Source organism: Pseudomonas sp. RA_105y_Pfl2_P56 (genome assembly GCF_963970845.1).
In the GTDB taxonomy this organism is placed as follows: domain Bacteria; phylum Pseudomonadota; class Gammaproteobacteria; order Pseudomonadales; family Pseudomonadaceae; genus Aquipseudomonas; species Aquipseudomonas baetica_A.
This window is the reverse complement of sequence record NZ_CAXAPL010000008.1, coordinates 64881-85659: the sequence shown is the minus strand read 5'-3', so window position 1 is coordinate 85659 and position 20779 is coordinate 64881. Positions and strand designations below refer to the sequence as shown.

At 59.8% G+C, this 20779-nt stretch carries 22 protein-coding genes; 12 read left to right on the top strand and 10 right to left on the bottom strand.

All coding sequences use genetic code 11. The annotated features are described in order from the left end of the window. Positions 1–57 precede the first annotated feature (57 nt). The 6 genes from AACY11_RS07980 to AACY11_RS07955 all read right to left on the bottom strand — a co-directional run bounded on the left by AACY11_RS07980 (position 58) and on the right by AACY11_RS07955 (position 5050). Entirely contained in the window at positions 58–864 is an 807-nt protein-coding gene (locus AACY11_RS07980) for a PRC-barrel domain-containing protein (RefSeq protein ID WP_339494345.1), read from the bottom strand. Between the two features lie 141 nt (positions 865–1005). Further along, on the bottom strand, positions 1006–1461 hold the full coding sequence (locus AACY11_RS07975; RefSeq protein WP_339465052.1) for a YeeE/YedE family protein: 456 nt from the start codon (positions 1459–1461) through the stop codon (positions 1006–1008). Between the two features lie 2 nt (positions 1462–1463). After that, positions 1464–1898, bottom strand: a complete 435-nt coding sequence (locus tag AACY11_RS07970) for a YeeE/YedE family protein (RefSeq protein ID WP_339494343.1) — start codon at positions 1896–1898, stop codon at positions 1464–1466. A gap of 181 nt (positions 1899–2079) precedes the next feature. Further along, positions 2080–3363 (bottom strand): C4-dicarboxylate TRAP transporter large permease protein DctM, encoded by a 1284-nt coding sequence (dctM, locus tag AACY11_RS07965; RefSeq protein ID WP_339465050.1) that lies wholly within the window; start codon positions 3361–3363, stop codon positions 2080–2082. Further along, a complete protein-coding gene (locus AACY11_RS07960; RefSeq protein WP_339465049.1) occupies positions 3360–3992 on the bottom strand; it encodes a TRAP transporter small permease in 633 nt (210 codons plus the stop codon). Before AACY11_RS07960 ends, dctM begins: the two co-directional genes overlap by 4 nt. A gap of 62 nt (positions 3993–4054) precedes the next feature. Continuing rightward, the gene (locus AACY11_RS07955) at positions 4055–5050 is read right to left on the bottom strand and encodes a TRAP transporter substrate-binding protein (protein WP_401157649.1); all 996 of its coding nucleotides are present in this window, start codon (positions 5048–5050) and stop codon (positions 4055–4057) included. Between the two features lie 443 nt (positions 5051–5493). Here AACY11_RS07955 and AACY11_RS07950 point away from each other — a divergent pair, with 443 nt between their 5' ends. The 11 genes from AACY11_RS07950 (at position 5494) to arcC (ending at position 14135) form a co-directional block, all read left to right on the top strand. Continuing rightward, positions 5494–6258, top strand: coding sequence for a Crp/Fnr family transcriptional regulator (locus AACY11_RS07950; RefSeq protein ID WP_339465048.1), 765 nt, complete (start codon positions 5494–5496; stop codon positions 6256–6258). A gap of 89 nt (positions 6259–6347) precedes the next feature. Beyond that, positions 6348–7808 carry a F0F1 ATP synthase subunit beta gene (gene atpD, locus AACY11_RS07945; RefSeq protein WP_339494342.1) on the top strand — a complete coding sequence of 487 codons (1461 nt, stop codon included), beginning with the start codon at positions 6348–6350 and terminating at the stop codon, positions 7806–7808. After that, positions 7789–8193: a F0F1 ATP synthase subunit epsilon gene (locus AACY11_RS07940; RefSeq protein WP_339494341.1), complete on the top strand. Its 405-nt coding sequence runs from the start codon at positions 7789–7791 to the stop codon at positions 8191–8193. The genes atpD and AACY11_RS07940 overlap by 20 nt, the downstream gene beginning before the upstream one ends. After that, positions 8190–8531, top strand: a complete 342-nt coding sequence (locus AACY11_RS07935) for an AtpZ/AtpI family protein (RefSeq protein WP_339494340.1) — start codon at positions 8190–8192, stop codon at positions 8529–8531. Before AACY11_RS07940 ends, AACY11_RS07935 begins: the two co-directional genes overlap by 4 nt. Then, positions 8524–8850, top strand: coding sequence for an ATP synthase subunit I (locus AACY11_RS07930; RefSeq protein ID WP_221731736.1), 327 nt, complete (start codon positions 8524–8526; stop codon positions 8848–8850). The genes AACY11_RS07935 and AACY11_RS07930 overlap by 8 nt, the downstream gene beginning before the upstream one ends. Then, positions 8841–9542 carry a F0F1 ATP synthase subunit A gene (locus AACY11_RS07925; protein ID WP_339494339.1) on the top strand — a complete coding sequence of 234 codons (702 nt, stop codon included), beginning with the start codon at positions 8841–8843 and terminating at the stop codon, positions 9540–9542. Before AACY11_RS07930 ends, AACY11_RS07925 begins: the two co-directional genes overlap by 10 nt. A 42-nt stretch (positions 9543–9584) precedes the next feature. Then, the gene (locus AACY11_RS07920) at positions 9585–9875 is read left to right on the top strand and encodes a F0F1 ATP synthase subunit C (protein WP_221731738.1); all 291 of its coding nucleotides are present in this window, start codon (positions 9585–9587) and stop codon (positions 9873–9875) included. 3 nt (positions 9876–9878) lie between these two features. Next, complete coding sequence (locus AACY11_RS07915) at positions 9879–10652, top strand: F0F1 ATP synthase subunit delta (protein ID WP_339494337.1); 774 nt, start codon at positions 9879–9881, stop codon at positions 10650–10652. After that, complete coding sequence (locus AACY11_RS07910) at positions 10649–12247, top strand: alternate F1F0 ATPase, F1 subunit alpha (RefSeq protein WP_339494336.1); 1599 nt, start codon at positions 10649–10651, stop codon at positions 12245–12247. Before AACY11_RS07915 ends, AACY11_RS07910 begins: the two co-directional genes overlap by 4 nt. Next, entirely contained in the window at positions 12247–13155 is a 909-nt protein-coding gene (locus tag AACY11_RS07905; protein WP_339494335.1) for a F0F1 ATP synthase subunit gamma, read from the top strand. The genes AACY11_RS07910 and AACY11_RS07905 overlap by 1 nt, the downstream gene beginning before the upstream one ends. A gap of 29 nt (positions 13156–13184) precedes the next feature. After that, positions 13185–14135: a carbamate kinase gene (arcC, locus tag AACY11_RS07900; protein WP_339465044.1), complete on the top strand. Its 951-nt coding sequence runs from the start codon at positions 13185–13187 to the stop codon at positions 14133–14135. Between the two features lie 68 nt (positions 14136–14203). Here arcC and AACY11_RS07895 read toward each other — a convergent pair whose 3' ends face one another. From AACY11_RS07895 to AACY11_RS07885, 3 genes are all read right to left on the bottom strand, one after another. Then, complete coding sequence (locus tag AACY11_RS07895) at positions 14204–14590, bottom strand: DUF1850 domain-containing protein (RefSeq protein WP_339465042.1); 387 nt, start codon at positions 14588–14590, stop codon at positions 14204–14206. Continuing rightward, positions 14587–16614, bottom strand: a complete 2028-nt coding sequence (locus tag AACY11_RS07890; RefSeq protein ID WP_339494334.1) for a TRAP transporter permease — start codon at positions 16612–16614, stop codon at positions 14587–14589. Before AACY11_RS07890 ends, AACY11_RS07895 begins: the two co-directional genes overlap by 4 nt. 82 nt (positions 16615–16696) lie before the next feature. After that, positions 16697–17650, bottom strand: a complete 954-nt coding sequence (locus AACY11_RS07885; RefSeq protein WP_339494332.1) for a TAXI family TRAP transporter solute-binding subunit — start codon at positions 17648–17650, stop codon at positions 16697–16699. A gap of 232 nt (positions 17651–17882) precedes the next feature. Between AACY11_RS07885 and AACY11_RS07880 the strand changes: the two genes are divergently transcribed. After that, positions 17883–19205, top strand: a complete 1323-nt coding sequence (locus AACY11_RS07880) for a chloride channel protein (RefSeq protein ID WP_339465109.1) — start codon at positions 17883–17885, stop codon at positions 19203–19205. Here the strand turns inward: AACY11_RS07880 and AACY11_RS07875 are convergent. Continuing rightward, positions 19199–20494 (bottom strand): DUF2254 domain-containing protein, encoded by a 1296-nt coding sequence (locus tag AACY11_RS07875; protein WP_339465039.1) that lies wholly within the window; start codon positions 20492–20494, stop codon positions 19199–19201. The two genes, AACY11_RS07880 and AACY11_RS07875, sit on opposite strands and share 7 nt — an antisense overlap. Between the last annotated feature and the right edge of the window lie 285 nt (positions 20495–20779).

The following is a 20779-nucleotide window of genomic DNA, read 5'->3' as shown; positions in this document are numbered from 1 at the left end:
TTGCCCGTTCAGATATCTGACGGGCAAACGATGTTTTCTCTTTGATTTGTCGCGCACTTACTGCTTGTGCTCGATAACGGTTTCAACCAGCCAATAGCCGGTCCGTCCGTAGTGGTGATGCAGATTCGATTCCTGTTCCCGGTTCAACTGCTCAGACGACTCATAAGGCGGCGATGCCTTGATCGAGGCGCATTCGAGGTCGACCGACACGGATTTATCCAGCCAACGGATATCGTCAATCCATTCAGGAGCAATCAACACTTTGTGCCCGAGCCACCAGTTGCTGGTGTTGACCACAAGGTATTGAATCGCCCAGGTCTGTTCGTTGATCAGCACGCTGTCGACATGCCCGACCTCGCCATCGGTGGCTTTGATGTGATACCCGATGATGGCTTTGCAACTGCGTAAGTGCGGGTCGTCATCTTCATGGCGCGCGCGCTCGGCTTTTGCGCTCTGTTCGCGGGCATGTTCATCTTGAGCGGGACCACCCGGCAGCCCGTAGCCACCGGGGTACATCCCGGCATTCCACATGCCTGCGTTTCCCCAGTAATACGGATACCCGTAGTAACCCAGGTATTGCATTTCATGTTGTCGAGAGACCGGTTTGTCGACGTCGATACCTGGGCTGTTTTTGACTTGATCCTTGGTGAGCGCTACGTGCAGCCGACGTTGCGTCCAGTCGGCGTCCTGGATGGAAAGGGGCGTGATCAGGACCTTGCGGCTGGCAAGCCAGGCGCCGGTCTCGACGACAAAATAACGGATCACCCACGCCTCACTGTCGAAATAGAAGTCTTTGACTTCCCCGATGTCACCATCGGTTGCCGCAATGGTGTAATCCTTGAGATCTCGCATGCTTCGTAACATAGGACTGTCCTTCGTAGCGCACCGATCGATGTCCTCGGCACATGGAAAGGCTGCAGGCCGATTATTCGACCTGCCCAAGGACAGGGTGTGCTTTTAGCGGCGTCAACGTCTGTTCGCTGGCGCACGCTGAAGACGCAGGAATCAGGTGGGTTTATTCACGGAGGACGGGATCGGCGACCCGCGACGTTTTTGTCGCTCAAGCCATTCAAACAGCCCCATGCCGACCAGCATGGCGATGACGAAAACGGCGCCTTTGCCGATGCCCGCACCGAGCAGAACCAGGGAAGGCCCCGGGCAAATGCCTGCCAGGCCCCAGCCCACCCCGAACAAGAGGCTGCCGATGACCAGACGCCGGTCGATGTGTCGAGCGGTGGGCAGGTTCATGGGCAGGCCGAGCAGTGATCGGGTGCGTGCTCTGGCGAACTTGAAGCCTACCGCCGCCACCGCGATGGCGCCGGCCATGACGAAGGCCAGCGAGGGGTCCCAGCGCCCGCCCAGATCGAGGAAACCAATGACTTTGGCCGGGTTTGTCATGCCGGAAATCAGCAAACCGAAACCGAAAATCAGCCCGGCAAGCCACGCGTAGAAGAGTGGCATGGTCAAAGGCCTCCCAGAAGGTGCTTAACGACGAAAACGGTAACGAAACCCGCCCCCATGAATACCAGTGTCGCGACCGCAGAGCGCGTCGATAATCGCGATAACCCACACACACCGTGGCCGCTGGTGCAGCCAGCGCCATAGCGCGTGCCGATGCCGACGATCAGGCCCGCGACAATCAACAGCGGATACCCGGCATCGATCTCTATCGCGGGCAAAGTGGCGACCAGACCAAAAGCCAGTGGTGCCATTAGCAGGCCCAAAACAAACGCCGCACGCCAGGCGATATCCCCGGTTATCGGGCGCAGCAGACCGCCGACAATGCCGCTGATGCCTGCGATGCGCCCGTTGAACAGTATCAACAGCACTGCACCCGAGCCGATCAGCAAGCCTCCGATCAAGGCGCTCAACGGCGTGAAGTGGTTCATGTCGATCATGACGCTCTCCTTACAGGGGCGTGTGGAGTGAAGGTTGATCGCGATGCAATCCTGATCATCTGATGGCCGTCGCGCTGGCCGCCAAAGCGGTCAGCGCGAGGATAGGCTGATTGAAGCTCCCGAGTGGCAAATATCGCAAGATCTGTCGGGAGCCCTCGTCAAGGATTGGGAGAACCTGGGATTAATTCATGCCCAGCCAGTTGGGGAGCGCCAGGGTTATCCATGGGACATAGGTGATCAGTATCAGGAACAGCAGCAAAAGCATCAGCCAAGGCATCGCGGCCTTGATGGTCGCGGGCACTGACATCCCCGTCACGGCGGAAGTCACGAACAGGTTCAGACCGACGGGCGGTGTGATCAAGCCGATCTCCAGGTTGACCACCATGATGATGCCAAGGTGAATCGGGTCGATACCCAGCTTCATGGCAATGGGGAAAAGGATCGGGGCCAGAATCAGGATAATGGCCGAGGGTTCCATGAAGGCACCGGCGATCAACAAAACCACGTTCACCACCAGCAGGAAGGTCACTGGCGTCAGCCCTGCTTCAATGACCCAGGCCGTGATTTGCTGGGGCAGTTGCTCGGTGGTCAATACGTGAGCAAACAACATGGCGTTGGCAATGATGAACATCAGCATGATGCTCAGCTTGGCCGAGTCCAGCAGGACTTTGGGCGTTTCGCGAAACGTCAGGTCCTTGTAGACGAACAAGGCGATGAATGCCGAATACACCGCAGCAACGGCAGCAGCCTCGGTGGGGGTGAACATCCCGCTGTAAATGCCTCCCAGGATGATCAGCATCAACAGCAGGCCCCAGATCGCCTTGCGTGCGGTGCTGAGAAACTCACGCAGTGTGGCGCGCGGCATGGCGGGCAGGTTTTTCTTCACCGCGACGATGTAGATGGCCACCATCAGCGATACACCCAGCAACAAACCGGGTATGACGCCGGCCATGAACAACTTGCCGACGGAGGTCTCGGTGGCAGCCGCATAGACCACCATCACGATCGAGGGCGGTATCAGAATGCCCAAGGTCCCGGCGTTACAGACGATTCCCGCGCCGAATTCCTGCGGATATCCAGAGCGAACCATGCCGGCAATGGCAATCGACCCGACGGCTGCCACCGTTGCCGGGCTGGAGCCGGAAAGGGCTGCGAACAGCATGCAGGCCAATACGGCGGCAATCGCCAGGCCGCCACGGATATGACCGACACAAGCGTTGGCAAAGTCGATCAGGCGACGTGCAACGCCACCGGTGGTCATGAAGGCGCCTGCCAGCAAGAAAAACGGAATGGCCAACAGTGTGTAGTGTTCTGAGGTCTCAAACAGCTTGATCGCGAGAGAGCGGACGGAGTCCGGACTGAAAAACACAATGGTCAGTGAACCGGCCAGGCCCAGGGATATGGCAATCGGTACACCGATGAACATCAGTGCAAAGAGTGTCGCGAACAGGAAGGCAATGGTCATTGTTTGTCGTCCTCGTGCTCGGTCAGTTTCATCACGTCAGCGGCTTCATCGGCCAGGCCCAGCCCGGTCTGGCGGTGCAACAGGATGCGCACGAAAATTTCGGCGAAACGGATGAATACCAACGCAAAACCCACGGGAACAATCAGCCCTATGTGCCATTGCATGATGCCGAAATGGCCCAGATCTTCGGCGCCTATTCCTGCTGTCATCAAGGTATGAATCCACTCGAAGCTGGCCACACTGAGCAGCCCGGCGTAGGTCAGGCAGCACAGACAGGCCAAAATGCCGATCAATCGCTGCACGGGTTTGCTGGCCAGTTTTACCAGGGCGTCCACGCCAATATGCCCGGCGGTACGCACGCCGTAGGACAACCCGAAAAAGATCAGCCAGCCAAATAGCGCCTTGGTGAGCGAGGTACTCCAGGTCATGGCCTGCGCCATTGTCATGACCTGATCGCCCATGGCGAATAGTGTTTCGCTGGCGCCTTCCCAGTTGTCGGCAAGTCGGTAGAAGAGCGTATAGAGGTTGTTGAGGATGACGTAGACGAACGTCACCAGGGTCATGGCGGCCAAAAGGAAGACAATGAAACCCTCCTCGAAGTGTTCCCATATGCGCCGAAAGGCATTCATGGATGGCATCTCCTGTAGCGTGATGACAGGCAGGTGCTGGCGTGCCAGCACCTACCCTCCGGTCATTTGGCCTTGTTGGCGGCTTCGGCAGCAGTGATCAGCTCAGGGCCGATATCGGCTTCGAATTTTTTCCAGACCGGCTTCATCGCGACGCGCCATTGCTCGCGTTGCTCAGGTGTCAGGGTGATGATTTCGGTGGTTTTGGCGGCAACGATGCTTTGCTTGGCGTCCTGATTGAGTTGCTCGGCCTCTTTGTTCACCTGGGCGGTGACTTCCACAATGATTTTGTCCAGTTCACTGCGAATATCCGGCGGCAAGCCATTCCAGAACTTGGTGTTGGTGATCAGCATGTAATCCAGCACGCCATGGTTGGACTCGGTGATGTATTTCTGTACCTCGTTCATTTTCTGGCTGTAGATGTTCGAGTAAGGGTTTTCCGCACCGTTGACCACACCGGTTTGCAAGCCCTGATACACCTCGGCAAAGCTCATTTTGCGCGGATTGGCGCGCAAGGCCTTGAACTGCTCTTCAAGTACGGCCGAGGCCTGTACCCGGAATTTCAGGCCTCGGGCATCGCCAGGAACACGCAGCGGCTTGTTGGCAGACAGTTGCTTCATCCCGTTGTGCCAGTAGGCCAGGCCCGTGATGTTCTTGCTCTCCATGGATTTGAGCAGACCCTGGCCCTGCGGGCTCATTTGAAAACGGTCTACCGCGGTGATGTCGTCAAACAGAAAGGGCAGGTCGAACAACTGGAGGGTCTTGGTGTACTGCTCGAATTTGGCCAGCGATGGCGCAATCAACTGTACGTCGCCCAACAGCAGGGCTTCCATTTCCTTACCGTCACCAAACAAGGACGAGTTCGGATAGACCTCAACTTTGACCTTGCCGGGCAAACGTTCCTCGACCAGCTTCTTGAACAGCACCGCGCCTTGCCCCTTCGGGGTCTGCTCGGCGACAACGTGTGAGAACTTGATGATGATCGGATCAGCGGCCATGGCCGTGCCCATGCTGCCTAAAGCAAGCGTGCAGGCGAGTGCCTTGCATAGGGATTTGAACATTTGGGGGAATTCCTCTTCTTTTAGTTTTTGTACAGTTCAATGTTCTGACGCGCATTCGTTATACGGCCAACCACAAGTCTAGGCAAAAAATCATGTTTGAAGGCTGAATTGCTGATTTCGCTGGAGCGCAATGCGAATAACGTCAGGCCCCCGCGCGCCAAGACCTGCAATTGCCCCTGAGTAGTTTCCGAACCTTTTGCCAATCACCTTGGCTGCCCAGGCACTCGAGATACGGTGCGTATAGGTAGTTTCCGAGGCTACTCATCAACCCTTCAGACGCCTAGATTGAAGTCATCGCAATGCAAAGCCAGGGCGGGCGCTTTGGCGTTTTTGCCGAATGCCTGGCAGTGGTTGCCGGCCCTCACAGGCGCAGCCATGGCCCCATCCATTTTGATAGAGACAGACAGGCAGGCTTATCTGGCTCTGAACAAAAGGCGACTGACATGTCCGAGTTACCAAACCCTCAGCAAAATCATTTGCTTGCCGCGCTGCCGGTCGAGATTCGGCATCGCCTGCTGCCTCAACTGGAGCTGGTGTCATTCCCGCTGGGCAAAGTCCTTTACGAGTCCGGAGACGTTTTGCGCTACGTCTATTTCCCGACTGACTCCATCATTTCATTGCTCTACGTCATGGAAAACGGCGCGGCGGCTGATATTTCGGTGGTGGGTAATGAAGGGCTGATCGGTGTCGCCTTGTTCATGGGCGGCGAGAGCACCTCAAGCCGGGCGGTCGTGCAGAGCGCCGGCTACGCGTTCCGGCTCAGAGGGCAACTGCTCAAGGACGAGTTCAATCGTCACGGCGAAATGTTGCGTCTGATGCTGCGTTACACCCAGGCGTTGATCACGCAAATGGCGCAGACGGCGGTCTGTAATCGTCATCACTCAATCGACCAGCGCCTGTGCCGTTGGCTGTTGTTGTCGCTGGATCGCCTGCCGGGTAACCAACTCGTCATGACTCAAGAGCTCATTGGCAACATGCTCGGTGTGCGGCGTGAAGGCATTACCGAGGCCGCCCGCAAGTTGCAGAAGCTTGGTGTGATCGAGTACTGCCGAGGGCTGATCACCGTGCTCGACCGCCCCCAACTCGAGGAATTGAGTTGCGAGTGTTACGCCGTCGTTAAGCATGAAACCGACCGACTTCTGCCTTGCGCCCAGCCAGAGCACTTGCGCAGGCCTGTCTGTCATGCACTCACGGCGCATGTCCACTGATGCTGTGACGGCCTCCTGTGTTCGCTACCGCACAGCGGCCAGTGAGCGCGCGAGTGATGATGGAGCAAGGTTTGACGGGAGACGACACGATGAAGGAACGCCAGGCTGGAACCGGGAAGGATGCGGCTGACATCGGTGTGGTCGCGGCCATACGTGGCAGCGTCGTGGACATTCGTTTCGCTGCCGCGCTGCCGCCCATCCACACCCTGTTGCGCGCAGGCGATGCGGGCAAGATAGCCATCGAGGTCTTGGCCCAGCGCGACGAACATCATGTGCGGGGTATCGCGCTGACGCCCACGCAGGGCCTGGCGCGAGGGATGCCGGTACATGACACCGGCGGGCCGTTGCAGGCCCCGGTCGGCAAGCAGATTCTGTCGCGCATGTTCGACGTCTTTGGCAATACCATCGATCGCCAGCCCGCGTTGGATGCTGTGCAATGGCGTTCGGTGCATCAGCCGCCACCGCCTCTGGTGCGTCGTTCAACCCGCTCCGAAGTCTTCGAGACAGGTATCAAAGCCATTGATGTGCTGACGCCGCTGGAACGCGGCGGCAAGGCGGGCCTCTTCGGTGGGGCCGGCGTCGGCAAGACGGTGCTGCTGACCGAAATGATCCATAACATGATCGGTCATCAGGAGGGCGTGAGCATTTTCTGCGGTATCGGTGAGCGCTCCCGTGAGGGCGAAGAGTTGTACCGGGAAATGAAGGCCGCCGGCGTGCTGCCCAACATGGTGATGATCTTCGCCCAGATGAATGAGCCGCCCGGCGCGCGTTTTCGCGTGGGGCATGCGGCGCTGACGATGGCCGAATACTTTCGCGACGACGAACAACGCGATGTGTTGCTGCTCATCGATAACATTTTTCGCTTCATCCAGGCCGGCTCGGAAGTCTCTGGTCTGATGGGGCAGATGCCATCCCGTCTGGGTTACCAGCCGACGATGGGCACCGAACTGGCGGCACTGGAAGAACGTATCGCCAACACCGACAGCGGTGCGATCACCTCGATTCAGGCGGTGTATGTGCCCGCCGACGACTTCACCGATCCGGCGGCGGTGCATACCTTCTCGCACCTTTCGGCGTCGATCGTGCTGTCGCGCAAACGTGCCAGCGAAGGCCTGTTTCCAGCCATCGATCCGCTGCAGTCCAGCTCCAAAGTGCTGACGCCGGGTATCGTCGGCGAGCGCCACTACCAACTGGCGCAGGCCATCCGCCGCACGCTGGCCCAATACGCCGAACTCAAGGACATCATCGCCATGCTCGGGCTGGAGCAATTGTCGCCCGACGACCGCAACGTGGTGGCCCGTGCGCGGCGTCTGGAGCGCTTTCTCACACAGCCATTCTTCACCACCGAGCAGTTCACCAACATGAGCGGCAAGCTCGTCAGCCTGGAGGATGCGCTGGATGGCTGTGAGCGCATTCTGGCGGACGAATTCAAGGATTTCCCCGAGAGCGCGCTGTACATGATCGGGGCGGTCGACGAAGCCAAAGCCAAGGTTAAACCGCCTGCCAGCAAGGCTGCCAAGGAGCCCACTCATGCTGTTGATGACACTTAAAGTGTTGTTGCCCTTCGAAGTGTTTGCCGTCGAAGCGAACGTGTCGAGCATCGTTGCCGAGACGGCACAAGGGGCATTCGGCTTGCTGCCCAGGCGTCTGGACTGCGTCGCGGCGCTTGTGCCGGGCATCCTCAGTTTCGAGAGCGAGGCGCACGGCGAAGTGTTTCTGGCGCTGGACGAGGGTGTGCTGGTCAAGACCGGGGCGGATGTGGTGATTTCGGTGCGTCGGGCGCTTCGTGGTGATGATCTGGACCACCTGCGCGGCGCCATCGAGCAGCAATTCCTGGCCCTGGATGCGCAAGAGCAAGCCATGCGCCAGACCATGACACGGCTGGAAACCGGGTTCATGCGCCGGTTCGTTTCGTTGCGTGATCACACGTCATGAAAACGGATCCCAAGCGCACGCCTGCCGGCCCGACACTGGCTGAACAAGTCGGCGCCAAAGCCGCCCGAAAACTCAAAGCGCGGCGCAGGGGCACACCCGTGGTGTGGTTCGGCCTGGGCATGATGGGCTTGATTGGCTGGTCGGTGGTGGTCCCTACGTTACTGGGTGCAGCCCTTGGACTGTGGATCGATCAGCACCATCCCGGCGGCCACTCCTGGACGTTGGCCCTGCTGGTGGCGGGGCTCACCCTCGGTTGCCTGAACGCCTGGCACTGGATGTCCAAGGAAGATCAGGCCATGTATGACGAACCCGATGAGAAGGAGCAGGGTGATGATTGATCAAGGTACTTGGGCGCTGGTTTGGCTGGCGGCGTTGTTGGCGGGTGCCGCGCTGGGCGGCGTGTTTTTCGGCGGTCTGTGGTGGACGGTGCGTCGGGGCGCGTCATCGCCGACACCGGCACGCTGGTTTCTCGCCAGCCTGCTGCTGCGAACCGCTACCGTGCTATTTGGCTTTTACCTGGTCGGTGCCGGTCAACCGCTGCGACTGGGCCTGTGCATGTTGGGTTTCGTCATGGCTCGCGTGATTGTCTTGCGTGTCACTCAACCGAGTGCGGTCGCCATGGCGCCGCCAACCTCCGGACCGCCACCATGCGCCTGACCCCTGATGCCTGGATCTTTTGGCAATACGGTTTGTTCAAGCTCAACGCGACCATTGTCTTCACTTGGGCACTGATGATCGTGCTGGTGCTGGGTGCCGCGCTGATTACGCGACGTCTTGCCACCGGTCACCAACGCTCACGCTGGCAAAACCTGCTGGAGATTGTGGTCACCGCCATCAGCGGGCAGATCAAGGATGTCGGCCTGCAGCAACCTCAGCGCTACCTGAGTTTTCTCGGTACGTTGTTCCTGTTCATCGCGGCGGCGGCGTTAGCCACCGTGATCCCCGGCTACGAACCGCCCACCGCATCGCTGTCGACTACCGTAGCGCTGGCCCTGTGCGTACTGGTGGCGGTTCCGCTGTTCGGTATCTGGGGTCAGGGGCTGGCCGGCTACCTGAAATCGTACATGCAGCCGACGCCAATCATGCTGCCCTTCAACCTCATCAGTGAAGCCTCGCGCACGCTGGCGCTGGCTGTGCGCCTGTTTGGCAACATGATGAGCGGTGCGATGATCATCGCCATCCTCCTATCCATCACGCCGTTTGTCTTCCCGATCGTGATGACGGTTCTGGGCCTGCTCACCGGCATGGTGCAAGCCTACATCTTCACCATTTTGGCGGCGGTTTACATCGCCGCCGCCACCCGCCGCAGCCCAGCGGTCAACCCCCCTTCATCGACGCCGGACACCTGAGCCGCCGCGCGATTTCCTGTCAACTCACACAGAGGCACGCTTATGGACTCTCTCACCTTGATCGCCGTCGCCTCCATCGTCATGGCAGGCCTGACGACCGGCTTCGGCACAATGGCGCCCGCACTGGCGGAGGGCAGGGCGGTTGCTACGGCGCTCAGCTCGTTGGCCCAACAGCCCGACGCGTCGGCCACCATCACCCGGACGCTGTTCGTGGGGCTGGCGATGATCGAGTCGACGGCCATCTACTGCTTTGTTGTGTCGATGATCCTGATCTTCGCTAATCCGTTCTGGAATGCCGCCGTCACGGCGGCGGCCCAAGCGGCAGGAAAATAGACCGTGCTTATCGACTGGTTCACCGTCGGCGCGCAGGTGCTGAACTTCCTCATTCTGGTGTGGCTGATGAAGCGTTTTCTGTACCAACCGGTGCTGGACGCCATCGCGTCGCGGGAGGCGAAGATTGCCGCCGAACTCAAGGACGCCGCCGACACCAAAGCCAAGGCCCATCAGCAGCAAGATGAGTTTGAGCACAGGAATCAGGCTTTCGACGAACAGCGAGACGCTTTGCTGAGCAAAGCCACCGAGGAGGCCAACGCGCAGCGTCTGCGCTTGTTGGCCGAGGCACGCCAAGCCGCCGAGGCTGCCAGTGTGGCGCGAGCAAAGGCTCTGGCGACTGAGAGGCAGCACCTGCACGCCGAGATCGTGCGCCGCACACAACGGCAGGTTTACGACATCTCACGCCGGGTGCTGGGCGACCTCGCATCCGTCAGCCTGGAACAGCGTGCTTGCGAGGTGTTCATTCAACGCTTGCAGGCTCTGGAGGGCACCACGCTGGACGCATTGATCGCTGCACTCAAGGCGACGAGCCAAGGCGAATCGGCGCGGGTGCGCAGCGCCTTTGAATTGCCGGACGCACAACGTGCCTCGATTCAGGCCGCGCTCGACGCGTTGCTCGGCCAGCCGATCACGCTGACGTTCGAGTCGGACCCTGACCTGGTCACTGGTATTGAACTGAGTGTGAAGGGCGTGAAACTGGCCTGGAGCATTGCCGAGTACCTTGACGCCTTGGCAGTAACCACGAAAAAACCACAGCCGACAACGGAGCACGCGTGACCTTGCCCGCGTCGCTGGACGTGACGCTGCAAAGCGTCCTTGAAGACGCGTTCGCCAGCATCAGCCAAGGGCTCCAGGCGTTCACTGCGCAATTGGTATTGCACGAAGTGGGCACGGTGGTCAGCGTTTCAACCGGCATTGCCCGCGTCCAAGGCTTGCTGCACCTGGGCTTTGAGGAGCTGGTGTGGTTTCCCGGTGGCTTGTCGGGCATCGCCTTCAACCTGGACGAGGAGGGTGTCGATGTGGTGCTGCTGGGTGACTACGCTCATCTGCGGGCGGGTCAGGAAGTCCACCGCACCGGCCGCGTGATGGACGTGGCGGTGGGCGAGGCGTTGTTGGGCCGAGTGATTGATCCCTTGGGCCGGCCGCTGGATGGTGGTGCGCCGTTGGCGACTGAAGAACGCCTGCCAATCGAGCGGCCGGCGGCGCCGATCATGGACCGCGCGCCCGTGACCGAGCCGCTGCAAAGCGGATTGAAGGTCATTGATGCGCTGATCCCCATCGGGCGTGGCCAGCGCGAACTGATTCTGGGCGACCGCCAGACCGGCAAGACCGCGATCGCCATCGACACCATTTTCAACCAGCGTGACAAAAACGTTTTGTGCGTTTACTGCGCCATCGGCCAGCGCGCGTCGGCAGTGGCCAAAGCGGTGGCCAACCTGCGTGAGAAAGGGGCGCTGGCCTACACCGTTGTCGTGGTGGCCGAAGGTAACGAGGCGCCGGGGCTGGCCTACATTGCGCCTTACGCGGCCACCAGCATCGCCGAGTACTTCATGGAGTCTGGTCGTGACGTGCTGATTGTCTACGATGACCTCACCCACCACGCCCGCGCCTATCGCGAACTGTCGCTGCTGCTGCGTCGTCCTCCGGGCCGCGAGGCGTTTCCGGGGGATATTTTCTACATCCATTCGCGCATGCTGGAACGCGCCACGCACCTCAATGAGGAGCGCGGAGGCGGTTCGATGACCGCACTGCCCATCATTGAAACCGAAGCACAGAATATTTCGGCTTATATCCCGACCAATCTGATATCCATCACCGACGGGCAGATTGTGCTGTCGCCATCGCTGTTCGAACTGGGCGTGCTGCCGGCCATCGATGTCGGGCAGTCTGTCTCGCGGGTGGGCGGCAAGGCGCAGCGCGCGGCGTATCGTGCGGTGGCGGGCGACCTCAAGCTTGCCTACGCGCAGTTCGAAGAACTGGAAACCTTTGCGCGCTTCGGCGCCCGACTGGACGAAGACACGCGACAGTCCATCGTCCATGGCAAGCGTATCCGCGCCTGCCTGGCTCAGGCCGAGTTCTCGCCGGTGACGGTGCCTGCACAGATTGCCATTTTGCTGGCGTTAAATGCCGCGCTGTTCGACCCGGTGCCGCTCGACAGCATGCTTGCCGCGCAGCAAGCCGTGGAGAAAGCCGCTGATGGGCTGCCCGAAGACGTGAGCCAACGACTGACAGCCGCCGGTAAACTGACCGACGCCGATCGCGAGCAGGTCACCGAGGTGGCGCGCCAGGCCCTTGCCGCGTTCCTGGCGCCAGCGCAGCCAAACACGGTTGCACCCAAGGATGGTGTCGTGACCGACACCGGCCAAGCCTGATGGCTGCCACCATCACCGCACTGCGTCGCCAGATCAGCAGCGCAGGGGACCTGAAGTCCGTGGTCCGTGTCATGAAAGCGTCGGCAGCCTCGGCGATCGGGCAGTACGAGCGCTCAGTGGCGGCCTTGGCCGATTACGCGCGCACGGTCGAACTGGGATTGGGGGTGTGTTTGCGCTCGGTCGATTCCAGTGGGCCGCCTCCACGGTTATCGGCAGCGCGCGCCGAAGACATCGTGGTGCACGCGTTGGTATTCGGGTCGGATCAGGGATTGGTGGGGCGGTTCAACGAGGCGGTGGTCGACTATGCCTTGGGCCAGTCGGCATCCCCGGCGACAAAGCTCTGGGCCGTGGGCGAACGCGTGCATGAGCGATTGCTTGATGCGGGCCGAGAACTCGAAGGCACCTTTGTCGTTCCAGGATCGGTCGAGCAAATCACGCGACTGGTCGGCCAGATTCTGCAAAGAATCCCCATGGCCGGCAGCGAATTTGAACCGCACAACACCACGCTGATTCTTTTCTATAACCGACCCAATGGCGCTGGCTACACGCCCGTGAGCCAGCGATTGCTGCCTCTGGACGGACATTGGCAGCGGGACTTGGCACACCAGCCCTGGCCCACGGCGCAACGGCCCGAAGTGCTGAGCGCCAATGCGCAGACGCTGCGCGCGTTCATTCGCGAGCACCTGTTCGTGTCTTTGTTTCGAGCCAGCGCCGAGTCGTTGGCCAGCGAGAACGCCAGTCGTCTCGCCGCCATGCAGCGCGCCGATCGCAACATCGGCGAACTTCTGCAAGCGCTGAACGCCAACTACCACCGTTTACGCCAGGCCGGCATCGACGAAGAGCTGTTCGACGTGATTTCTGGCTTCGACGCCTTGCTGCCGAGTGCAGATTCTGGCCCTCAGCACTGAACAGACAACTGTGAACAGGAAACCGAATCATGAAAGTCGTGGTCGCCTTGGGCGGAAATGCACTGTTGCGGCGCGACCAACCGCCGACGGCAGAAAATCAGTTGGAGAACATTCGCGGTGCAGCCGCACAACTGGCGCGCGTGGCCGCGCATCACGATCTGGTGCTGACGCATGGCAATGGTCCTCAGGTGGGGTTGCTGGCGCTTCAGGCGGCGGCCTATGAAAAAGTGCAAGCCTATCCGCTGGATGTGTTGGGCGCGCAGACCGACGGCATGCTGGGCTATCTGCTGGAGCAGGAATTGGCCAACCTGCTGCCGCAAACGCGCACGGTAACCACACTGATCACACGCGTAGAGGTCGATCCGCACGATCCTGCGTTCAGCCATCCCAGCAAGCCGATAGGACCGATGTACAACCAGGCCGAGTCTGCGCGTATCGCCTCGCAAAAGGGCTGGGTGATGGCCAGGGACGGTGATGCGTTTCGGCGCGTCGTTGCATCACCAGCGCCCTTGCGAGTGCTCGGGCTGCAATCGATCCGCTGGCTGCTGGAACATGGCGCACTGGTCATTGCCGCCGGTGGTGGCGGCATTCCGGTGGCGGCCACGGGGGAGAAGGGCGACAAGAAACTGCACGGCGTGTCAGCGGTGATCGACAAGGATCAGTGCACCAGCCTGCTCGCCCGCGACCTTGAAGCCGACTTGCTGGTCATCGCCACTGACGTGTCGGCGGTCTATCTCGACTGGGGTTTGCCCACGCAGCGCGCGCTCGGCAACGTCACACCGCAGGAACTTGCCCAGTACCCGTTCCCTGAGGGTTCGATGGGGCCGAAGGTCGAGGCGGCGCGAAGCTTTGTACTCGCCACGGGGCATCGCGCTGTCATCGGTTCGCTCGAGCAGATCGAAGAAATGATCGCCGGCCATGCGGGCACTCAAGTGGCCCTTGCGAAAAGCACTGATGGCGGTGGCCCGTTGAGGTCCTGAATGGGGGCGCTGACACGCTGACAGGTCCGGAGCCTCTGGCTGGACTGTCAACCGGAACGGGAATTCATTCAGCCCGCCTCGCAGGCCCACATCTCAATGGACGGCTGGCTGGAAGTCGGCATACCAACCCATTGGCTCATTGGCTGGCACTGGCCGTTGAAGCACAACTGGTAGTCGCCAGCCTCGGGGGTGCGCCCCAGACTCAGTGGCTGCATAGGCGCCAGTGTGCGGCGGTAGTGCCAACTGCCATTGTCCAGTCGGGCACCCTCGGGAATTTCCATGCCCGCGCCGTTACCGCGCACCCGAGCCTCTTCCAGCACAAGGCCTTGGGCAGTGACGCGGTAATCTTCCTCCCAGCGAATCTTTTCGATGGTGTGATTCCACGCCAGCGTGAAGTGCGAAATCGGTAGCTGAGCCCACACCGCCCCTGTGAGGCCCAGACACAAACCGATCATGCGCGGGCTATCCTGGCCTGGCGGGAACGCCAGATGTGCTGAAGGATCACGGCGGCCCCAAGGGCGAAGCCCAGTTCATCGGTCAACGGCAATGCCACCACCAGCAAGCCTCCAGCCGCCACGCACAATAAGCGCTCCCATGCGGGCATTTTTCGTTGTAGATAACCGGTGGAGGCCATTCCCCAGAGTCCGACCGCCAATACCGATTTGATCACCATGTAGGCGGTCATCCACAAATTATCGCCTTGCAGCATGAGCGCCGGGTTGTAGACCGCCATGAATGGAATGACAAATCCGGCCAACGCGATTCGCACCGCCCAGAGGCTGATCTTGAAACCGGACTCTTTGGCAATCGGTGCCGCAGCAAAGCAGGCAAGGGCGACAGGGGGTGTCAGGTCGGCGAGGATGCCGAAATAGAACACGAACATATGCGACACGATCAGCGGCACACCCAATTCCAGCAGGGCAGGGGCCGCGATCGAGCTGGTGATGATGTAGTTGGGAATGGTCGGAATGCCCATGCCCAGCACCAGGCAGGTGATCATTGTCAGTATCAGCGACAGCAGCAGGTTGTCTCGGCCAATGGCCAATATGTAGCCTGCAAACGTAGAGGCCACACCGGTCAGTGACACCACACCGATAATGATGCCCACCAGTGCACAGGCAATGCCCACCGGAACGGCATGGCGCGCGCCTTCGACCAGCGCGTGCAGGCAGATGATCAGTGTGTCGTGCCCTCCTTTGATGAACGCACAAATCAACACCAGCACCGCAACGACCGCAAAGATCACACCGATCCCCAACTGGAAGAAACCGGTACACAGAATCCCGAGCGCGATCCAGAAGGCGCAGCGCAGGCCGAAACTCTGCACCCTGAGAATGATGGCCGAGCCGAGAATCACGATGGCGGTCAGGGCCAGTCCGACCATGCCGGAGAACAACGGCGTGCGCCCGGAAAACAGCAGATAGACCAGAACCAGCAGCGGGATCAGCAGGTACCATTTCTCCTTGACGGCGCCCAGTGCGCTGGGACATTGATCCTTGGGCAGGCCCATGAGATTGGAGCGTTTGGCCTCCAGATGAACCATCCAGAACACCGAGCCGAAGTAGAGGGTGGCAGGAATCAACGCCGCCTTGGCTATTTCCACGAACGGCACGTTGATGGTTTCGGCCATGATGAAGGCGACAGCGCCCATCACCGGCGGCATCAGTTGGCTGCCCATGCTGGAGGTCGCTTCAACGCCGGCAGCAAACGCGGGCCGGTATCCAAAGCGTTTCATCAACGGAATGGTGAATTGCCCCGTGGTCACGACGTTGGCAATCCCTGAGCCCGTGATGGTGCCCATCAACGCCGACGACGCGACCGCAACTTTGGCCGGGCCGCCCACCTTGTGGCCGAACAGGCCCATGGCGAAGTCGGTGAACAGTTTGATCATGCCCGCCTGTTCAAGGAACGCGCCGAACAGGATGAACAGAAAGATGTAGGTTGCCGAAACATAGGTCGGAGTGCCGTACAGCCCTTCGGTGCCAAAAGAGAGCTGGTTGATGATCTGATCGAAGCCGTAGCCGCGATGCGCCAACTCTCCCGGTAGATACTCGCCGAACAGACCGTAGGCCAGGAACAGGCCGCAAATGATCGGCAGGGCAATCCCCATCACTCGCCGTGCGGCTTCGAACACCAGCACGATCAACACAATGCCCGTCACCGTGTCAGTGAGCGTCAGATCCCCGGAGCGCTGAATCAGGTCAGCCTCAAACACCCACTGATAGATGGCCGTAGCAATGGCGGCCAGGCTGAGTATCCAGGCCAGCGGCTGCCATGGACGGTCCTTGCCATAAGCGGGGTAGCTCAGAAAAACCACCCACAGCAGGAAACCTACGTGTACGGCGCGCAAGACCTGGCTTGAGATCGGTGCAAATGCGGCGGTGACGATCTGAAAGATCGAGAACAACAAGGCTACGTAAAACAGGGTTTTCGGCCACTCTCGCGGATTCGTGGAGATGCCGTGATGATCATCACTCATTAGTTGCCTGCCTCATGACTGCATTGAACAAGGGCGAACAATGGGCGCAGCGACAATGGGCGGACGCTGCGCCTCTAAGCCGTTAAAACGCGCCTTTTTCCTTGTAGTAGCGCTCGGCGCCTGGATGCAGGGCAATGGGCAGGTTCTTGGCGGCGCTTTCAAGCGTGATGTCTTTGGCCGCCGAATGAGAGTTCCCCAGACGGGTGAGGTTTTCGAACAGCAACTTTGTCATCTGATAGGCCAGTTCGTCGGGTACATCCGCGCGGGTGACGAGGATATTGGTGATCGCAACAGTGGGCACCGCCTCAGGCTGCCCGTCATAGGTATTGGCCGGGATCATTGCACTTTGATACGCCGGATTGCCGATTTTGGCGACAACGTCAGTAGGGATCGCAACATAGTTCAATGGCATTACCGAGGACAGGTCGCGAATGGCCGCCATGCCCAAACCGGAGGACTGCAACGTGGCATCCAGTTGCCGGTTCTTGATCAGTTCGACCGATTCGGCAAAGGGCAGGTATTGCACCTTGCCCATGTCTTCGTAGGTCAGACCCGCCGCCTTGAAGATCGCCCGGGCGTTGAGTTCGGTGCCCGACTTCGGCGCCCCGACCGAGATGGACTTGCCTTTGAGGTCTGCAAGCGTCTTGATTCCGGACTCTTTGCTGGCCACGATTTGAATGTAGTTGGGGTATGCCCCGGCAATTGCGCGCAATTTGCTCAGCGGCGCTTTGAAGCCTGCATCTTCAACGCCGTTTTTTGCATCGGCCACGGAGTCACCCAGTGCCAAGGCCAACTCGCCTCGACCGGCCTGCAGCAAGTTCAGGTTCTCCACTGACGCCTTGGTGGCCTGCACCGACGTCTTTACGTCTGGAATGCCGTCACTGTAGATCTGCGACAGACCGACACCAATCGGGTAATACACCCCGCTGGTTCCCCCCGTCAGTATGTTGATGAACACCGGCGCAGCATGCGTCGCGGTCGTTATTGCCAAGGTTGCAGCGGCGACCAGGAGGGTGAGGCGGTTTTTTACTGGCATGGGAAACTCTCCGTCTTTTTATGGCTTTATGCAGAGTGACTCAACTGTAGTTGATCGCGCCGCAGAAGTGGCAACTGATCGTCAATATCGCAATCGCCTGGCGAGCGAGAGGCGTGACTTAGCCGTGTTTGGCGGTTTTTTGATGGATCAGGGCCGCCGCGGTTGGAGGTCACCCCCTAACCGGTTAATCTTGGTGCTTCACATTCTTGAACTTCCACGGGAATCCGCTCGGGTGATCAAACCGCTATTGCTGATACGACGTCGTTTTACCTCGATCCGTTGGCGCACTCGAGTGACGCTCTGGGCCGCCGCCACCCTCGCGGGCCTGCTGGTGGTGATGTTCGCTCGACTGGCCGACCTGGCATTGACGCAATTTGCCCAACAGACCGCCGAACGCCCTTGGCTGCCGTTCATTTACACGCCTCTGGTCGGCATGCTCGTGGTATGGATGACCACGCGGTTCTTTGAAGGCGCTCAAGGCAGCGGCATTCCCCAGGTCATCGCGGCCACACGTCTTGCTCATCAAGGCAAACCCCTTGGCAAGCTGATATCGCTGCGTATTGCGTTCGCCAAGATAGGCCTCGGCACCCTGGCACTGACCGGTGGTTTTTCTGCCGGGCGCGAGGGGCCTTCGGTTCAGGTTGCCGCCTCGATCATGCACTTCTTTCACCGTTACCTGCCCAATGCACGAATCATCCGTCCCGAGGATCTCATCCTGGCCGGTGGCGCTGCAGGCATCGCGGCGGCGTTCAATACGCCTCTGGCCGGTGTCGCCTTTGCGGTCGAGGAGTTGGGGCGCAAGCTGGAAACCCGTACCAGCGGGGTATTGCTCAGCACGATCATCCTGTCAGGGATGGTCGCTATCGCCTTGCAGGGCAATTACAACTACTTCGGCCATTTCGACGTTCAGGGCATCAATCTGGGTATTGTGGTGCCGGTGCTGGCAAGCGGAATCGGCTGCGGTCTACTGGGTGGGCTGTTCAGCCGGATGCTCCTGTGGCCGCAACGGCATCATCGATTTGTGGTCTGGGAGTGGCGCCGCATGCATCCGGTCTGGTTCGCCGGTGCGTGTGGATTGATCGTGGCAATACTGGGCTGGCTCAGCGGCGGGATGTCATTTGGCAGTGGTTACGGGGTGACGTCGCAGATCATTGCGTCGGATGTCGGCCTGCCCTGGCACGCGCCGATCACGCGTTTTCTTGCGACCGTGGTGACTTATTTTTCCGGTATCCCGGGCGGCATTTTTGCCCCATCCCTGGCGGTAGGGGCAGCGGTGGGGGCCAATGCTGCCGAATTCTTCCACTTGGCTGCGCAGCCGATCATTGCGCTGTGCATGGTCGGTTTCCTGGCGGCGGTCACGCAATCACCCATCACGTCCGCCATCATCGTTATGGAGATGATTGACAGCCATGGGATGGTGATCAGTCTCATGGCGGTCGCGCTGATTGCCAAAGCGGTCAGTACAAGGATGGGCCCCGAGTTGTATCAGCAGTTGGCACGGGGCTTTCTGCAATCATCAACGGTGAAACCGCCGGTCGACAAAGCCAATCAGTAGTCAGGAACGTTCTCGTGCAAAAGCTCCCCGGCCGATGCTCGCAGCCGTTCTTTGTCCTCCTTGAGCGTGAGTGCATGGTCTGCCCGCTGGAGTAATAGGATCGCGTGCCGGGTACAGGCGCTTTTGAACAACACCGGGTTGATTTGCGCGAGGCTGACAAGGGTCTTCATCATCCGAAGATCGACCTCGAGCAGGGCCGCCCCATCCCGGGCAATCGGCGCGAAAAAGTCATCGAACAGATCGTCGACCACCAGACCGCGCAGGTAAACCTGCTCGCAATCTGAATGGACCTTGGCCACGGGGTCTTGTGGTGTGCCCCAGCAAGTAAAGCTTCTGAGTCCGCGGCCAATCACGTCAATCGCCGTGCCGGGATCGTTGACCGCTGGCGACAGGGCCCGTGAGGCGATCTCTGACAGCACCGACAGCCCAAACCGCGGGTCGTGTTCAAAGGTGCGCCGCACGCCTATGGTCAGGGCCGCGAGGATCTTCTCGTTGCAGGCATGCTGCTCATCGACGCGCTCAGTGTTCAAACTCACGATCCGGGCGAGCGGCATGCCAAGGTGAACAAAACTCCCCGGAAGCACCTCCAGAAAAAGCTGTATCTCGCAAGCCTTGGCGACGGCGCCCAACGCGTTCACATCGATGTGCTGCACATACCCGGTTTGCTGACTTTGCAGCGCATAGGCGCTGGAGGGAATGCTCGTGACGTCAGGGTAGGGCGCACCGCCCAAGTGAGGCCATTGCACGCGATTGTCTATTGCGTCGATAGTCGCCTGTTCGACACGATCGATGGTTTCGCCCACCCGCCCAAGCTTGGAAAGATGATCGATCCAGCGCAGCAGGGTGTAGACAATCAGAATCACGACGGCAATCGTCACTGCAAACAGCAAGACCCTTCCTTGCCTGCCGTAAGCCCCTGTACTCAAGGCGATGATCCCCACGAGGCTGAACAGAAATGAGCCGATGAAGGTTGCGAGGGCATTTTGTGTTGTGGTGTCTTCCATCACCAGCGTGGTGGCGCGGGGCGTGACGCCGCTGCTGGCCGCACCGTAGGCGGTGACCATCGTGCTTAGAGAAAAGGTGGTCACTGCCAGCATGCTTGAGGCGATGATGCCCAGTATCTTGTCGACGGCGTCGGCGCCAATACGTGCAGGCAGTGAGGCGGGAATGTAGTCCTTGAAGACAACGGCGAGCAACGCCGTTGCCACGCCCAGTAAGGAAAACAGGCTAGCTCTGAACCACAGCCGTTTGGTCAGTTGTTGTAACAGCCAGCGCCAGCGAGCGATCATTTTTCATACCTTTGAATAGTGGTGTGATCAATCTTCAGGTTCCGGTCAGTAAAGACCGCAAGATCACGCCCCATGATTGAGTTCCCATGGGTACGGATGGTTCATCCAACAGTCGCCCTGAGCACACAATATTGGGATAAAACCGGGGAGATAATAAAGTTTTGAGGTGGACGCCCCCCTTAATCGGCGAGAATCACGCCAACGCATTGTGATCCTGCTGATCGCACTTAGAATGGCGGGTCCCGGAGGCTGAGCCTCCGATACCGCGCGGCACTCATATTTCAG